The organism is Saccharopolyspora sp. NPDC000359 (assembly GCF_040300525.1).
In the GTDB taxonomy this organism is placed as follows: Bacteria; Actinomycetota; Actinomycetes; order Mycobacteriales; family Pseudonocardiaceae; genus Saccharopolyspora.
In genome coordinates this window covers 54,615-68,519 of record NZ_JBEPDU010000043.1, presented here as the reverse complement: position 1 = coordinate 68,519, position 13,905 = coordinate 54,615, and the positions used below count along the sequence as shown (strand labels likewise).

The following is a 13,905-nucleotide window of genomic DNA, read 5'->3' as shown; positions in this document are numbered from 1 at the left end:
CGGTCGGGCCCGACGCCGTGGCGCCGGGGGCGGAGGTGGTCGACGCGCGCGACCTGACCGTGCTGCCGGGCATGGTCGCCGCGCACGAGCACCTGCCGTGGGAGGACAACCGAATCCCCAGGCTGTGGCTGTCCTTCGGTGTCACCTCGATCCGGTCGCCGGGTTCGGGGCACTACGCCGCGGTGGAGGCGAAGGAGGCGCAGGAGTCCGGGAACCGGTTGGGGCCCCGGGTGTTCTGCGCCGGGGAGATCGTCGACGGCAACCGGGTGTACTACGGCAGCAACCGCAGCACCACCAACGCCGCGGAACTGCGCCGAGAACTGGAGCGCGTCGACGAGCTCGGCCACGACATGGTCAAGACCTACGTGCGGCTGCCCTACGCCCTCCAGCGGGACGCGATCGGGCAGGCGCACGCGGCCGGGGTGCCGGTGAGCTCGCACTACCTGTACGGGCCTGCCGCGCTCGGCGCGGACGCGGTCGAGCACACCGGCGCAACCAGCCGCTACGGCCACCGGCACAAGGAGAGCCACACCGGCCGCGCCTACTCCGACGTGATCGACACCCTGGCGCGGTCCGGGATGTCGATCACGCCGACGCTGGGCCTGGCCAGCGCGGCCGCTCCAGCCGTGTACCACTTCGCCGCGTGGGCGCTGGAGGACCCGAGGTTGGCGGCGCTGATGCCCGAGGTGATGTACGACGAGCTCCGCGCCGAGATCGAGGAGGCGGTGGGGCGCTACCCGGAGGTGGAACTGCGCTACAACGCGCGCCAGGTGGCCACGGCGCGCCGGGCGCTGGCCGCGGGCGCGCACGTCGCGGTCGGCACCGACTCGCCGCTGGCGCCGCACGCGATCTCCTACCACCTGAACCTGGACACCATGGTGCGCAACGGGATCGACCACCACGACGCGCTGCGCGCGGCCACGGTCGGCGGGGCGCGCGTGCTCGGCATGAGCGACCACCTGGGCACGGTCGCCCCGGGCAAGCTAGCTGACCTGGCCTTCGTCCAGGGCGACCCGCTCGCCGACATCAACGCCCTGACCCGGATGCGCAAGGTGATGCTCGACGGTGTCCTCCACGAGGTGGACGACCTGATCGCCAACCCCCGCGAACGCGCCCCCACCCGACCAGCCCACACCGTGCGAACCCTCCCGCGGCAGGACGGGTTCTGGTGGCACGACCAGGAGTACACGTCCGGCCACGCCTGCTGCTGACCACCTCGTGAGTGGCGAGGGTGGTTCTTACGACCATCGCCGCTCACGACTGTGTGGATCCGGAGCGGTACCACGTTTCGCAGTGCTCGACGGGTTGTCAGCGCTTCGGGACCGATAGCGATCGCCTATCCGTGTGTTCAGGGTGGCGTCTTTGACCATGTGACGGGGGTCTCGTTGAATGGCCCTGCCGGTGGGGGAGTGCCGCACCGGCCATTCCGACGAAGGGACGCTCCCCATGACGGCTGGCGACCTGGATCGAGTCGCGTCCCCACCGGCCGCGCAGCCGGTCTTCCGACCGGGGATGGCCTGGACCATCACCGCGATGCTCGTGCTGTTCATGATCGTCAACTGGGCGGACAAGGCGGTGCTGGGCATCGTCGCCCAGCCGCTGAAGGCCGACCTGGGGCTCAGCAGCGCCGAGATCGGCTTCATCGGCAGCGCGTTCTTCTTCCTCTACAGCGCCAGCGGCGTGGCGGTCGGGTTCCTGGCCAACCGGGTCAAGACCAAGTGGGTCCTGCTCGGCCTGGCCGTGCTGTGGTCGTTGACGCAGGTCCCGGTGCTGCTGTCGGCGACCGGGGCGGCGCTGCTGGTCAGCCGGATCGCGCTCGGCGCGGCGGAGGGGCCGGCGACCGCGATGGCCAACGCCGGGGCCTTCGAGTGGTTCCCGAAGGAGAAGCGGAGCCTGCCCTCGGCGTGGCTGTCCTCCGGCGCCTCGATCGCCAAGATCGCGGTCGCCCCGGTGCTGACCCTGGTCGTGGTGACCTGGGGCTGGCGGGCGGCGTTCGTGACGCTGGCGCTGGTCGGCGTGGTCTGGTGCGTCGCCTGGCTGATCATCGGCCGCGAGGGCCCGTACGCGACGCCACGCGGCAAGGCAGCTGTGCGGCAGGACGACGGCGAGGTGCGCGTGCCGTTCCGCAAGATCGCGCTCAGCCGCAGCTTCCTCGGCGGTGCCATCGGCACCTTCATGGTGTACGGCATGGTGTCGGTGGTGCTGACCTGGTTGCCGTCCTACTTCGAGGTCGGGCTCGGGTTCAGCCGGGTGCAGGCGGGCGCCATGTTCGGGCTGCCCAGCATCACCGGGATGATCGCGATGGTCGGGGCGGGCTGGCTGACCGACCGGATGATCTCGCGCGGCTCCAGCGCCCGCGTGCAGCGCGGCCTGCTGCCCGCGGTGTCGCTGTTGATCGGTGGTGGCCTGCTGGCCGCGTTGCCCTACTTCGGCGGGGCTTGGGCGTCGGTGGCCGTCGTGGTGGTGGCCTACGGGTTGATGGTGGTGTCGCTGCCGGTGATGAACGCCGTCGTCTCCCAGATCAGCCCGACCCGCCAACAGCCCGGTGCGCTCGGGTTCTTCCTCGCGCTGCAAACGCTCTCCGGGCTGTTCGCCCCGGCGCTGACCGGCGCCCTGGTGGACGTGGCGCCGACGCCCGGTGCCGGTTACGCGCAAGCCTTCCAGCTGTTCGGGTTGACCGTCGTGGTCGGCGGGATCGTGATGGCGCTGCTGGTCGACCCGGACCGGGACGCCCGCCGCATCCTCGGCGGCGTGCGTGGTTGACCGCGGAGACCGGAGGCGGTCGCACATGCCCGTCGCAGCCGACGAGCTCGGACTGTTCACCACCGCGCGCACCGACCCGGACCGAACGGCGGTGGTCGACGTCGCCGGGCGCGCGGTGAGCTTCGCCCAGCTCGCCGAGCGCGCCAACCAGCTCTCGCACGCCTTCCGGTCGCTCGGGCTGCGCCCCGGCGACTGCGTGGCCGCGGTGGTCCACAACGGACTGCCGTTCTTCGAGCTGCGGCTGGCCACCTGGCAGTCCGGGCTGTACTTCACGCCGATCAACCACCACCTGGCCGAGCCGGAGATCGGCTACGTCGTGGCGAACTGCGAAGCGGGTGTGGTGGTCGTGGACGCGGCCCTGACCGCCCGGTGCGGGCCGGTGCTGGAGGCCGCCGGGATCCAGCGGTTCGCCGTCGGTGGCGCACCCGGCTGGCGCGACTACGAGGAGCTGTTCCACGGCCAGCCGAGCACCGAACCGCCCGACCGCACGGCCGGGGAGCTCATGCTCTACACCTCCGGCACCACCGGTCGGCCCAAGGGGGTGCGGCGCGCGCTCACCGGCCGGGAACCCCAGGTCCCACCGCACTACCTGGACTTCATGGCCCGCCTGGACATCGTGCCCGGTCGCGGGTTGCATCTGGTGCTCTCCCCGCTGCACCACGCCGCACCCGGCGCTTTCGCCTTCGTCGGGCTCAACTTCGGCCACACCGTCGTGCTCAGCGATCGCGCGACCCCCGAGCAGGTGCTGCAGCTCGTCGAGGAGCACCGGGTGACCTCGACGTTCACGGTGCCGACCGTGCTGCACCGGCTGCTCCGCCTGCCCGCCGAGGTGCGCGAGCGCTACAACACCTCCAGCCTGCGCAGCGTGGTGCACGCCGGTGCGCCCTGCCCGGTGGAGGTCAAGCACCGCTGCATCGAGTGGTTGGGGCCGGTGCTCACCGAGTTCTACGGCGCCACCGAGGGGTCGGTCACCGCGGTGCGCTCGTCGGAGTGGCTCACCCGGCCGGGCACCGTTGGGTACCCGCTGTCGGCGGCCGAGGTGCGGATCCTCGACGAGCAGGGCGAACCGCTGCCCGCGGGCGAGGTCGGCGCGGTGTACTTCCGCAGCGGCATCACCGGGTTCGAGTACTTCAAGGACCCGGACAAGACCGCGGCCGCCCGCCACGGCGACCTCATCACCGTCGGCGACGTCGGCTACCTGGACGAGGAGGGCTGGCTGTTCCTGTGCGACCGGCGCACCGACCTGATCCTGTCCGGCGGCGTCAACATCTACCCGGCCGAGGTCGAGGCGGCGCTGCTGGCGCACCCCGAAGTCGCCGACGCGGCGGTCATCGGGGTGCCGGACGAGGAGTGGGGGCAGTCGGTGCTGGGGATCGTGCAGCCCGCCCCGGGCACCACCGGCGGGCTGGCCGACCGGCTGGCGGAGCACTGCCGGGAACGGTTGGCCGGGTTCAAGGTCCCGCGGCGCATCGAGCTCGTCCCGGACCTGCCCCGCACCGACACCGGCAAGCTGCTGCGCCGCGAACTGCGCGCCTCCCACTGGGGTGGATAGGTGTGGCCTATCCGAACGTTTGACGCCCGATCTTTGCCCGTGGACCAGGCCGGGTGGTTCATTCGACTCCTGGCCCGCCTCCCCAGACAGGAGCAGCACATGAGGGACGCAGTCATCGTCGAAGCCGTGCGCACCCCGGTCGGCAAGCGCAACGGCGCGCTGTCCGGGATCCACCCGGCGGAGCTGTCCGCGCGGGTGCTCAGCGCGCTGGTGGAGCGCGCCGGGATCGACCCGGCCGACGTCGACGACGTGGTGTGGGGGTGCGTGAGCCAGGCCGGGGAGCAGGCCGGAAACATCGCCCGGACCGCGGTGCTGGCGGCGGGCTGGCCCGAATCGGTGCCCGCCACCTCGGTGGACCGGCAGTGCGGCTCCAGCCAGCAGGCGGTGCACGCGGCCGCCGCCGGGGTCATCGCGGGGTACTACGACATCGCGGTGGCCGGTGGGGTGGAGTCGATGAGCCGGGTGCCGATGGGCTTCGCCCGCCAGGGCGTGGACCAGGTACTGCCCGACCCGGTGCTGGACCGCTACGGGGTGAGGGGCTTCAACCAGGGCATCGGCGCGGAGATGGTCGCCGAGAAGTGGGGCTTCTCCCGCCAGCAGCTCGACGAGTACGCGCTGTCCTCGCACGCGCGGGCGGCCGCGGCCACCGACTCCGGCGCCCTCGACGACCAGCTGGTGAAGCTGCCGGAGCTGGGTGTGGACGAGGGAATCCGGCGCGGCGGCAGCCTGGAATCGCTGGGCAAGCTCAAGACGGCGTTCCGCGAGGACGGCGTGGTCACTGCGGGCAACGCCTCGCAGATCTCCGACGGCAGCGGCGCGCTGCTGATCACCACCAGCGACATCGCCCGCGAACGCGGCCTGCGGCCGATCGCGCGGGTGCACACCGCGGTTCTGGCCGGTGACGACCCGGTGATGATGCTGTCCGCGCCGTGGCCCGCCACGCACAAGGCGCTGCGCAAGGCGGGACTGGGCATCGACGACATCGGTGCCTTCGAGGTCAACGAGGCGTTCGCCCCGGTCCCGCTGGCCTGGCTGGCGGAGACCGGCGCGGACCCGGCGCGCCTGAACCCGCTGGGCGGTGCGATCGCCGTCGGCCACCCGCTGGGCGGGTCCGGCGCGGTCCTGATGACCCGCCTGGTGCACCACATGCGCTCCAGCGGCATCCGCTACGGCCTCCAGACGATGTGCGAGGGCGGCGGCATGGCCAACGCCACCATCCTCGAACTGCTCTGACGAGCAATCCGGCCGCGGTCGACGTCCCGCGATTGCAGTGGGGACCGGGTGCCTGGCCCCATTGGGTCGTGGTGCCCGGGGTGGGGTGGAGGTCGTTCGAGGAAGCGAGGTTCGAGTGGATTGGGAGGGTGGATGCGTAGTACCGCTTATGGGGCCGAGCACGAGGCGTTCCGCGAGGTTGTTCGGGGGTTCCTGGCCAAGGAGGTGGTGCCGCACTTCGGCGAGTGGGAGGCGGCCGGGTTGGTGCCTCGCGAGTTGTTCCGCAAGGCGGGCGCCGTCGGCATGCTCGGCCTGCAGGTCCCCGAGGAGTACGGCGGGGGTGGGACGAGCAGCTTCAAGTTCAACGCGGTCATCACCGAGGAGACCGCTCGCGCCGGGGTGTCGCTGGGCGGGTTCAAGGTGCACACCGACGTCGTCGTGCCCTACTTCATCTCGCTGTGCGACGCCGAGCAGAAGCAGCGGTGGTTGCCGGGCCTGGCCAGTGGTGAGCTGATGAGCGCCATCGCGATGACCGAACCCGGCACCGGCTCGGACCTGGCGGGCATGGCGACCACCGCCACCCGCGAGGGCGACCACTACATGCTCAACGGTGCCAAGACGTTCATCACCGGCGGCCACAACGCCGACCTGGTGATCGTGGTGGCCCGCACCGGCCAGGGCACCGACCGGCGGGACGGGCTGTCGCTGCTGGTGGTGGAGCGGGGCATGGACGGCTTCAGCCGGGGCCGCAACCTGGAGAAGCTCGGGCTCAAGGCGCAGGACACCGCGGAGCTGTTCTTCGACGACGTGCGGGTCCCGGCGGCGAACCTGCTCGGCGAGGAGGGCCGCGCTTTCCAGTACCTGGGCGCGAACCTGCCGCAGGAGCGGTTGGGCATCGCGGTGTCCGGCCAGGCCGCGGCGGAGGCCGCGCTGCGCCTGACGTTGGACTACGTGCGCCAGCGCGAGGTCTTCGGCAAGCCGGTGGGCAGCTTCCAGAACACCAAGTTCGAGCTGGCCGGGTGCGCGGTGCAGATCGAGGCGGGGCGGGCGCTGCTGGACCGCGCGCTGGACGAGCAGGAGGCGGGGGAGCTGACCGCGGCCGACGCGGCGAAGGTCAAGGTGTACTGCACCGAGCTCCAGTCCACAGTGGTCGACCGCTGCCTGCAGCTGCACGGCGGCTACGGCTACATGCTGGAGCACCCGATCGCCCGCATGTACGCCGACGCGCGGGTCACCCGCATCTTCGGCGGCACCACCGAGGTGATGAAGACGATCATCGCCAAGGACCTCGGCCTCTGACCCGGGGTGCGCCGGAGCGCTCGCCGGTCGGCCCTGGCGAGGGGTAGGACCGACCGGCGGCGTTGCCACGACGGCCACCTGCGGCTGGTTCCGCGCCCGGGCGGCCGCGTCTGGTCCCGGGGTGGTGGGGGCTGTATAAGCTGCCGGGGTGGAGCTGCACCAGGTCGAGTACTTCCTGGCGGTCGTCGATCACAACGGCATCAACGCCGCGGCGAGCGCGCTGCAGCTGGCGCAGCCGACGGTGTCGCAGGCGATCCGCGGCCTGGAGCGGGACCTGGGCGTGGAGCTGTTCCACCGGATCGGGCGCGGCATGGTGCTGACCTCGGCCGGGCAGGCCTTCGTCGGTCCCGCGCGGCAGGTCCTGCGGGACGTCGTCGCCGCCGAGGGCACGCTGGTGGACGCGGCCGGGTTGCCGCGCGGGCGGCTGGACATCCACGTCGCCGCCTCGCTGGCGGTGCACCCGGTGGCGCAGCTGGTCGGCCGGTTCCGGCAGCGCTACCCGAACGTCTCACTGCGGTTGGCCGAGTTGCGCGACGAGGAGGCCGGGGCGGCGCTGATCCGCGAGGGGCACTGCGAGATCGTGTTCACCAACCTGCCGGTGCCCGCCTCGGACCTGCAGGTGGAGGAACTGGGCAGCCACGAGTTCTGGCTGGTGTTCCCGCCCGGTACCGACGTCCCGGCCAAGGACCCGTTGCCGCTGGCCGAACTGCCGGACCTGCCGCTGGTGATCGTGCCCAAGAGCACCGGCCGCACCGTGATCGAGAAGGCGCTCAGCGCGGCCCGCAAGCGCACCCGGCCGTCGGCGGTCGTGCAGCACCGCGAGTCGATGCTGCCGTTCGTGCTGGCCGGGGTCGGCGGCACCGTGCTCGCCCGGCCGCTGGCCGAGCAGGCCGCCGCGCGTGGCGCGATCGTGCGGGCGGTGGACCCGCCGATCAAGCTCGGTTACGGCGTGCTCCACGACCCGGCGGTGCTGTCCCCTGCGGGGCGGGCGTTCCTGCGGATGGCGCGGACTCCGCGCTGACCCCGGCGATCGCCAGGAACGCCTCGGCGGCGGGGGAGAGCGGTCCTGGCCGGTGCACGAAACCGACGGTCCGGCGCAGTTCCGGTGTGGTGGAGCGCAGGACCGCGCCGGGCAGCTCCCGCTCGGCCATCCTGCGGGGCAGGAAGGTGGCGCCCGCGCCGTGCGCGACCAGGTCCCAGATCGCCTGCCGGTTGGCCGACTCCACCGCGACGGTCAGCGTCGAGACGTCGAGCACGTCGTCGACCAGGGTGCGGGTGTCGGTGAACTCCAGGACCAGCGGGATGCCTTCGACGGCGGACAGCGGTACCGGATCGGGCAGCTGCGCGGCGAGCTTCGGTGGCAGGACCAGCACGATCTCCTGGGTGTAGAGCTCGCGGGTGCGCAGCGAGGAACCGCGCGGTCCGGCGTTGTGCGGGGGCAGCTTGGTCAGTCCGAGCTCGGCGCGCCCGCGCCGCACCTCGTCGACCACGCGCGCCGAGCCGCCGGGGTCGAGGATGTTGAGCAGCACGCCGGGGTGGCGCTGGTGGAACTCGCCGGCGAGCTCGGGCAGCGGGTGCGCGGCCAGGGTCGCCAGCGCGGCGATGTCGAGCTGGCCGCTGCCCAGCGCCCGGACTTCGTGGGCGGCGCTGCGGGCGCGCTCGACGTCGCGGAGGATCCGCCGCGCCGGGGCCGCGAACGCCTCGCCGTCGGGGGTGAGCACCAGCTGGCGGCCGGTGCGGTGGAACAGCTCGACGCCGAGCTGCCGCTCCAGACTGCGGATCGCCTGCGACAGCGAGGGCTGGGCGATGTAGAGGGCTTGTGCGGCCTTGGTGACGCTGCCGTGGTCGACGACTGCCACGAAGTACTCCACCAGCCGCAGGTCCATCCGCGAAGAATACGAATCCACCGCCCCCGAGCACCACCAACCCACCAGCCGCGCCCCGCCGACAAACCGCAGTGCCAGTTGAAACTGTGCCCCCCCGAGTCACCCCGAAGCCACAGTTTCAGTTGAAACTGTAGACCCCGGGCGCCCTGAGTCACAGTTTCAGTTGAAACTGTGCCCCCAGCTATGATCCCCAGTCGCGTCGAACCGCAGTTTCAGTTGAAACTGTGGTCTCCGCCCACGGCGGTTCGAGGTTTCAGTTGAAACTGTGGTCTCCGCCCACGGCGGTTCGAGGTTTCAGTTGAAACTGCGGTGTTCGGGCGTGGTGGACCGTGGTTCAGTGGTGGCTGCGGGTCATTGGTCCTGGCTATGGGTGCGTGCGGGGGTTGGTCTGCTTCATACCGGCCGGTCGGTCTGGACCTGGGCGGCTCGGCGGGCGATACTGGGGCCGCCCTGGCCCGAGATCCCGAGGAGATGCGCGTGGGTGACAGCGTCCTGACCGAGATCGCCGACGGCGTCGCCGTCATCACGATCAACCGGCCCGAGGCCCGCAACGCGGTGGACCGCACGGTCGCCGAGGGGTTGGCCGCCGCCATCGACGAGCTGGAGGAGCGCTCCGACGCCGTCCTCGGGATCCTCACCGGCGCGGGCGGGACGTTCTGCGCGGGCATGGACCTCAAGGCCTTCACCCGCGGCGAGCGCCCGTCGATCCCCGGTCGCGGGTTCGGCGGGGTCACCGAGCGCCCGCCGTCGAAGCCGCTGCTCGCCGCGGTCGAGGGCTGGGCGCTGGCCGGGGGCTGCGAACTCGCGCTCAGCTGCGACCTGGTGGTGGCCTCGCGGGCGGCGAAGTTCGGGTTGCCCGAGGTCAAGCGCGGTCTGGTCGCCGCTGCCGGTGGTCTCCTGCGGCTGCCCAAGACCTTGCCGTACCAGCTGGCGATGGAGGTCGCGCTGACCGGCGACCCGCTGACCGCCGAGGTCGCCCACGCCCACGGGCTGGTCAACGAGCTCACCGAACCCGGCGAGGCGCTGGCCGGGGCGCGCGAGCTGGCCGCGCGGGTGGCGGCGAACGGGCCGCTGGCCGTGCGCGCCACCAAGCAGATCGTCTCCGGGGCGGTGCGGTGGACCGACGCCGAGGCCTTCACCGAGCAGGCCGCGATCGCCGCGCCGGTGTTCAGCTCCGCCGACGCCCAGGAAGGCGCGCGGGCGTTCGCCGAGAAGCGCAAGCCGGTTTGGCGGGGTGAGTGACCCGGTGGACGTCGACGACGACCTGGCGGAGCGCCGCCGGGCCGCGCGGGAGCTCGGTGCCGCGCTGCGCGAGCTGACCGATGCCGCGGTGCGCACCGAGGTCGACGCCGCGACCCTGACCGAGCTCGCCGAGCAGGTCCGCGCCCTGGTGCCGCCGCTGACCGCGACCAGCCGCGGGCGCGGTGAACCGGCCACCATCGACGGCGGGCGGCGCGCCCGCCGGACGTACAACCCCGCCTCGGGGCCGGGCAACCCGATCGCGCCGCCGATGCGGGTGGAGGTCGTCGACGGCACCGCGGTCGGCCGGTGCACGCTCGGCCTGGCCTACGAGGGGCCGCCCAGCTACGGGCACGGCGGCATCAGTGCCCTGCTGCTGGACCAGATCCTCGGTCACGCGCACGCCACGCGCGGCAAGCCCGGCATGACGGTGAAGCTCGCCCTGCGCTACCGGCGCCCAGTGCCGCTGGAGACGCCGCTGCGCATCGTGGGCCGGGTGGAGCGGGTCGACGGCCGGTGGACGGAGTCGGTCGCCACGATCAGCACCGAGGACGACCCGGACACCGTGCTGGTGGAGGCCAGCGGGGTGTTCGCGGTGCCCAGCGCCGAGCAGGCCAGGCGGCTGTTCGGGGAGTTGGAGCGCCTCGTGAGGTGAGCAGCGGGTGCCGATGGTTCAAGGAGGAGCCGCATGTACCCAGGAATCCACGCCGCGACCCACCCCGACCGACCGGCGCTGATCATGGCCGGGTCCGGTCGGCACCTGACCTACCGGGAACTGGACGACCGATCGCTGCGGCTGGCCAACCGGCTGCGCGCCGCGGGACTGGGCAAGGGCGACGTGGTCGCGCTGCTCAGCGACAACTGCCCGCAGGCCTTCGAGGTCTACTGGGCGGCGCTGCGCTCAGGCATGTACGTGTGCGCGGTCAACAACCACCTGCAACCCGCTGAAGTCGCTTACATCGTCAACGATTCCGGGGCCAGCGCGCTGGTGGTCTCCGCGGGGCTGGGGGAGCTGCCCGAGGCGGTTTCCGGCCAGGTGTCCGGTGTCGGGTTGCGGCTGGCCTACGGCGGTTCGGTGCCGGGCTTCGACGACTACGAGCAGGCGCTGGCCGCGGCCTCGACCGAGGTGCCCGCCGCGCAGCCGTGCGGGGCGGACCTGCTCTACTCCTCCGGGACCACCGGGCGCCCCAAGGGGATCAAGCCCGCCCTGCCCGACCGCGAGGTGCACGAGCCCGGCAACCTGCTGGTCGAGCTGATGCGCGGTGTCTTCGGTTTCGGCGAGGAGACCGTCTACCTCTCCCCGGCCCCGGTCTACCACGCGGCACCGCTGCGGTACTGCGCCTCGGTGCACGCGCTCGGCGGGACCGTGGTGATGATGGAGCGGTTCGACCCGGAGGGTGCGCTGCGGGCCATCGAGCGCTACGGCGTCACGCACAGCCAGTGGGTTCCGACGATGTTCGTCCGGATGCTGAAGCTGGACGAGCGGGTGCGGCAGCGCTACGACCTGTCCACCCACCGGGTGGCGGTGCACGCCGCCGCGCCCTGCCCGGTCGAGGTCAAGCGCGCGATGATCGACTGGTGGGGGCCGGTCCTGCTGGAGTACTACGCCTCCACCGAGGGCATCGGCATGACGATGGTCGATTCCGCGCAGTGGCTGGAGAAGCCGGGCTCGGTCGGCCGGGCGGTGCTGGGCGAGGTGCACGTCTGCGACGAGGCGGGCGAGGAGCTGCCCAGGGGCGAGGTCGGCACCGTCTACTTCGGACGCGAGGAGATCGGCTTCGAGTACCTGGGGGACCCGGGCAAGACCCGGGAGGCCCGGCACCCCGCGCACGACAACTGGGCCACGGTCGGCGACCTGGGCTACCTGGACGAGGACGGCTTCCTGTTCCTCACCGACCGCAAGGCCTTCATGATCATCTCCGGCGGGGTGAACATCTACCCGCAGGAGGTCGAGGACGTGCTGGTGCTGCACCCGGCGATCCTCGACGTCGCGGTGTTCGGGGTGCCCGACGAGGAGATGGGCGAAGCGGTCAAGGCCGTGGTGCAACCGGCGCCCGGTGCCGAGCCGGGGCCGGAACTGGAGCGGGAGATCCTCGCCTACGCCCGCCAGCGCGTCGCGCACTACAAGGTGCCGCGCAGCGTGGACTTCGCGGCCGAGCTGCCGCGCACCCCCACCGGCAAGCTCGTCAAGGGGAAGCTCAAGGCGCGCTACGCGCCGTCGTGATCGAAGGGATCGCCAGTGCAACAACGTTGGGGTATCACGGTGCCGTTCCAGGGCCTGCCGCTGGCCGAGCAGCGCGAGCTGGTCGCCGAGCTGCCGGACCTGGGCTTCACCGACGTGTGGTCGTCGGAGGCCAACGCCGCCGACGCGTTCACCCCGCTGGCGCTGGCCAGCGCCTGGGCCCCGCGGCTGCGGCTGGGCACCGCGATCGTGCCGGTCTACACCCGGGGTCCGGCGACGCTGGCGATGAGCGCGGCGACGCTGGCCGCCGCGGCCCCCGGCCGGTTCGCGCTGGGCATCGGCACCTCCTCCAACGTGATCGTCTCCCGCTGGAACGACATCCCGTTCGAGGAACCCTTCAAGCGGGTCCGCGACACGCTGCGGTTCCTGCGCCGGGCGCTGAGCGGGGAGAAGGTCACCGAGTCCTACGACACCTTCCAGGTCGAGGGTTTCACCGCCGGGCTGGTCGCTGACCCGGTCCCGCCGCTGCTGGTCGCCGCCCTGCGCCCGGGCATGCTGCGGTTGGCCGGGCGCGAGGGCGACGGCGCGATCATCAACTGGCTCTCGCCCGACGACGTGCGCACCGTCGTCCCGCACGTGCACGAGGGCGGTCCCGGCAAGGAGATCGTGGCGCGGATCTTCGTGATGCCCGGCGTCGACCCCGACACGGCCCGCGGCGTCGCGCGGCGGCAGATCGCGGCCTACCTGAACGTGCCGGTGTACCGGGCGTTCCACGAGTGGCTGGGACGCGAGGAGCTCACCCCGATGTGGCAGGCCTGGGACGCCGGGGACCGCAAGGCGGCGCTGGCGGCGATCCCGGACAGCGTGGTCGACGACCTGGTGGTGCACGGCCCGGCCGAGCACTGCCGGGAACGCGTCCAGCAGTACGTCGACAACGGCGTCACCACCCCGGCCATCGCGCTCCTGCCACCGGGTGACCCGGCCGACGCGGTCCGCGCGCTGGGCCTGAAGTGACCCGGCGCCGGTCAGCTCAGCGCGGCGGCCTGCGTGGTGAGGTCGGCGCCGAGGTGGGCGGTGTCGTTGAAGCTGCGGACGATCCAGCGCTCCGGGGTGACCACCAGGCGGGAGATCGAGCCGTTGTCGGCGCCCAGGAAGGCCAGCGGGCGGGACCCGGTGGCCAGCGCCAGGGCCTGGCAGATGACCCCGCCGTGGGTGAACACCGCGATCCGCTGGTCCGGGTGCGCGGCGGCCAGGCGCTCGAGGGCGCCGCGCACCCGCTCGCCCAGCGCCTCGGCGGATTCCGCGCCGGGGATGACGTCCCAGCGCTGCTCGGCGTGCATCCGCTGGACGACCAGGTCGTTCGCGGCGACCTTCTGCCGGAACAGGCCGCCCTCCCACTCGCCGAGGTGTACCTCCCGCAGGTCCGGTTCGACCTGCGGGGTCAGGCCGAGGCGGGCGGCCAGCGGCGCCGCGGTCTGCACGGTCCGGCGCAGGGTGGTCACGTAGATCGCGTCCAGGTCCGCCGCGGCCAGCCGCCGCGCGACGCGCTCGGCGTGCTCCCGGCCATGCGCGGCCAGCTCCGGGTCGCCCTGCCCGTCGACCAGCGGGAACGGCCGGTCGGGGCGGGCCGGGGCGGATTCGCCGTGCCGGACCAGCAGGATGTCGGCGGCCCCGGCGGGGACCGTGAACCGGGACTGCCGGAATTCCACTTCGGACATGCTGGCTCGCTTCCCTGGGGTTCTGGTGGCACTCGGACCCTTCCAGCGCGTCAG

12 protein-coding genes are annotated in these 13,905 nt (G+C 72.5%); 10 read left to right on the top strand and 2 right to left on the bottom strand.

The window, feature by feature from the left end; translation table 11 throughout:
* The 6 genes from ABT324_RS25170 to ABT324_RS25145 form a co-directional block, all read left to right on the top strand.
* Positions 1-1,211: amidohydrolase family protein (locus ABT324_RS25170; protein ID WP_351182427.1), on the top strand; the 1,211-nt coding region annotated here is incomplete at its 5' end.
* A 235-nt stretch (positions 1,212-1,446) separates the two neighbouring features.
* Positions 1,447-2,763 carry an MFS transporter gene (locus tag ABT324_RS25165; RefSeq protein WP_351182424.1) on the top strand — a complete coding sequence of 439 codons (1,317 nt, stop codon included), beginning with the start codon at positions 1,447-1,449 and terminating at the stop codon, positions 2,761-2,763.
* 25 nt (positions 2,764-2,788) lie between these two features.
* Positions 2,789-4,315, top strand: a complete 1,527-nt coding sequence (locus tag ABT324_RS25160) for an AMP-binding protein (RefSeq protein ID WP_351182421.1) — start codon at positions 2,789-2,791, stop codon at positions 4,313-4,315.
* Between the two features lie 99 nt (positions 4,316-4,414).
* The gene (locus tag ABT324_RS25155) at positions 4,415-5,548 is read left to right on the top strand and encodes a thiolase family protein (RefSeq protein WP_351182418.1); all 1,134 of its coding nucleotides are present in this window, start codon (positions 4,415-4,417) and stop codon (positions 5,546-5,548) included.
* A 132-nt stretch (positions 5,549-5,680) separates the two neighbouring features.
* Complete coding sequence (locus tag ABT324_RS25150) at positions 5,681-6,826, top strand: acyl-CoA dehydrogenase family protein (protein WP_351182415.1); 1,146 nt, start codon at positions 5,681-5,683, stop codon at positions 6,824-6,826.
* Between the two features lie 148 nt (positions 6,827-6,974).
* Complete coding sequence (locus tag ABT324_RS25145; protein ID WP_351182412.1) at positions 6,975-7,847, top strand: LysR family transcriptional regulator; 873 nt, start codon at positions 6,975-6,977, stop codon at positions 7,845-7,847.
* Here ABT324_RS25145 and ABT324_RS25140 read toward each other — a convergent pair.
* A complete protein-coding gene (locus ABT324_RS25140) occupies positions 7,759-8,712 on the bottom strand; it encodes a LysR family transcriptional regulator (protein WP_351182409.1) in 954 nt (317 codons plus the stop codon). The two genes, ABT324_RS25145 and ABT324_RS25140, sit on opposite strands and share 89 nt — an antisense overlap.
* A 477-nt stretch (positions 8,713-9,189) precedes the next feature.
* On the opposite strand from ABT324_RS25140, the gene ABT324_RS25135 reads away from it, so the two are divergent.
* From ABT324_RS25135 to ABT324_RS25120, 4 genes are read left to right on the top strand one after another with little or no spacing between them, the layout of a single operon-like run.
* Positions 9,190-9,954: a crotonase/enoyl-CoA hydratase family protein gene (locus ABT324_RS25135; RefSeq protein WP_351182406.1), complete on the top strand. Its 765-nt coding sequence runs from the start codon at positions 9,190-9,192 to the stop codon at positions 9,952-9,954.
* Positions 9,947-10,606: a PaaI family thioesterase gene (locus ABT324_RS25130; RefSeq protein WP_351182403.1), complete on the top strand. Its 660-nt coding sequence runs from the start codon at positions 9,947-9,949 to the stop codon at positions 10,604-10,606. Before ABT324_RS25135 ends, ABT324_RS25130 begins: the two co-directional genes overlap by 8 nt.
* Positions 10,607-10,639: 33 nt before the next feature.
* Positions 10,640-12,175: an acyl-CoA synthetase gene (locus ABT324_RS25125; RefSeq protein ID WP_351182400.1), complete on the top strand. Its 1,536-nt coding sequence runs from the start codon at positions 10,640-10,642 to the stop codon at positions 12,173-12,175.
* A 39-nt stretch (positions 12,176-12,214) separates the two neighbouring features.
* Positions 12,215-13,147, top strand: coding sequence for an LLM class F420-dependent oxidoreductase (locus ABT324_RS25120; protein WP_351182397.1), 933 nt, complete (start codon positions 12,215-12,217; stop codon positions 13,145-13,147).
* Between the two features lie 11 nt (positions 13,148-13,158).
* On the opposite strand, the gene ABT324_RS25115 is transcribed toward ABT324_RS25120, so the two are convergent.
* Positions 13,159-13,851, bottom strand: coding sequence for a histidine phosphatase family protein (locus tag ABT324_RS25115; RefSeq protein WP_351182394.1), 693 nt, complete (start codon positions 13,849-13,851; stop codon positions 13,159-13,161).
* Positions 13,852-13,905 lie beyond the last annotated feature (54 nt).

Bases quoted from the DNA above. Each gene is read 5' to 3' on its own strand.
- ABT324_RS25165 (WP_351182424.1), top strand. From the start codon at position 1,447: ATGACGGCTGGCGACCTGGATCGAGTCGCGTCCCCACCGGCCGCGCAG.
- ABT324_RS25160 (WP_351182421.1), top strand. From the start codon at position 2,789: ATGCCCGTCGCAGCCGACGAGCTCGGACTGTTCACCACCGCGCGCACC.
- ABT324_RS25155 (WP_351182418.1), top strand. From the start codon at position 4,415: ATGAGGGACGCAGTCATCGTCGAAGCCGTGCGCACCCCGGTCGGCAAG.
- ABT324_RS25150 (WP_351182415.1), top strand. From the start codon at position 5,681: ATGCGTAGTACCGCTTATGGGGCCGAGCACGAGGCGTTCCGCGAGGTT.
- ABT324_RS25140 (WP_351182409.1), bottom strand. From the start codon at position 8,712: ATGGACCTGCGGCTGGTGGAGTACTTCGTGGCAGTCGTCGACCACGGC.
- ABT324_RS25125 (WP_351182400.1), top strand. From the start codon at position 10,640: ATGTACCCAGGAATCCACGCCGCGACCCACCCCGACCGACCGGCGCTG.
- ABT324_RS25115 (WP_351182394.1), bottom strand. From the start codon at position 13,851: ATGTCCGAAGTGGAATTCCGGCAGTCCCGGTTCACGGTCCCCGCCGGG.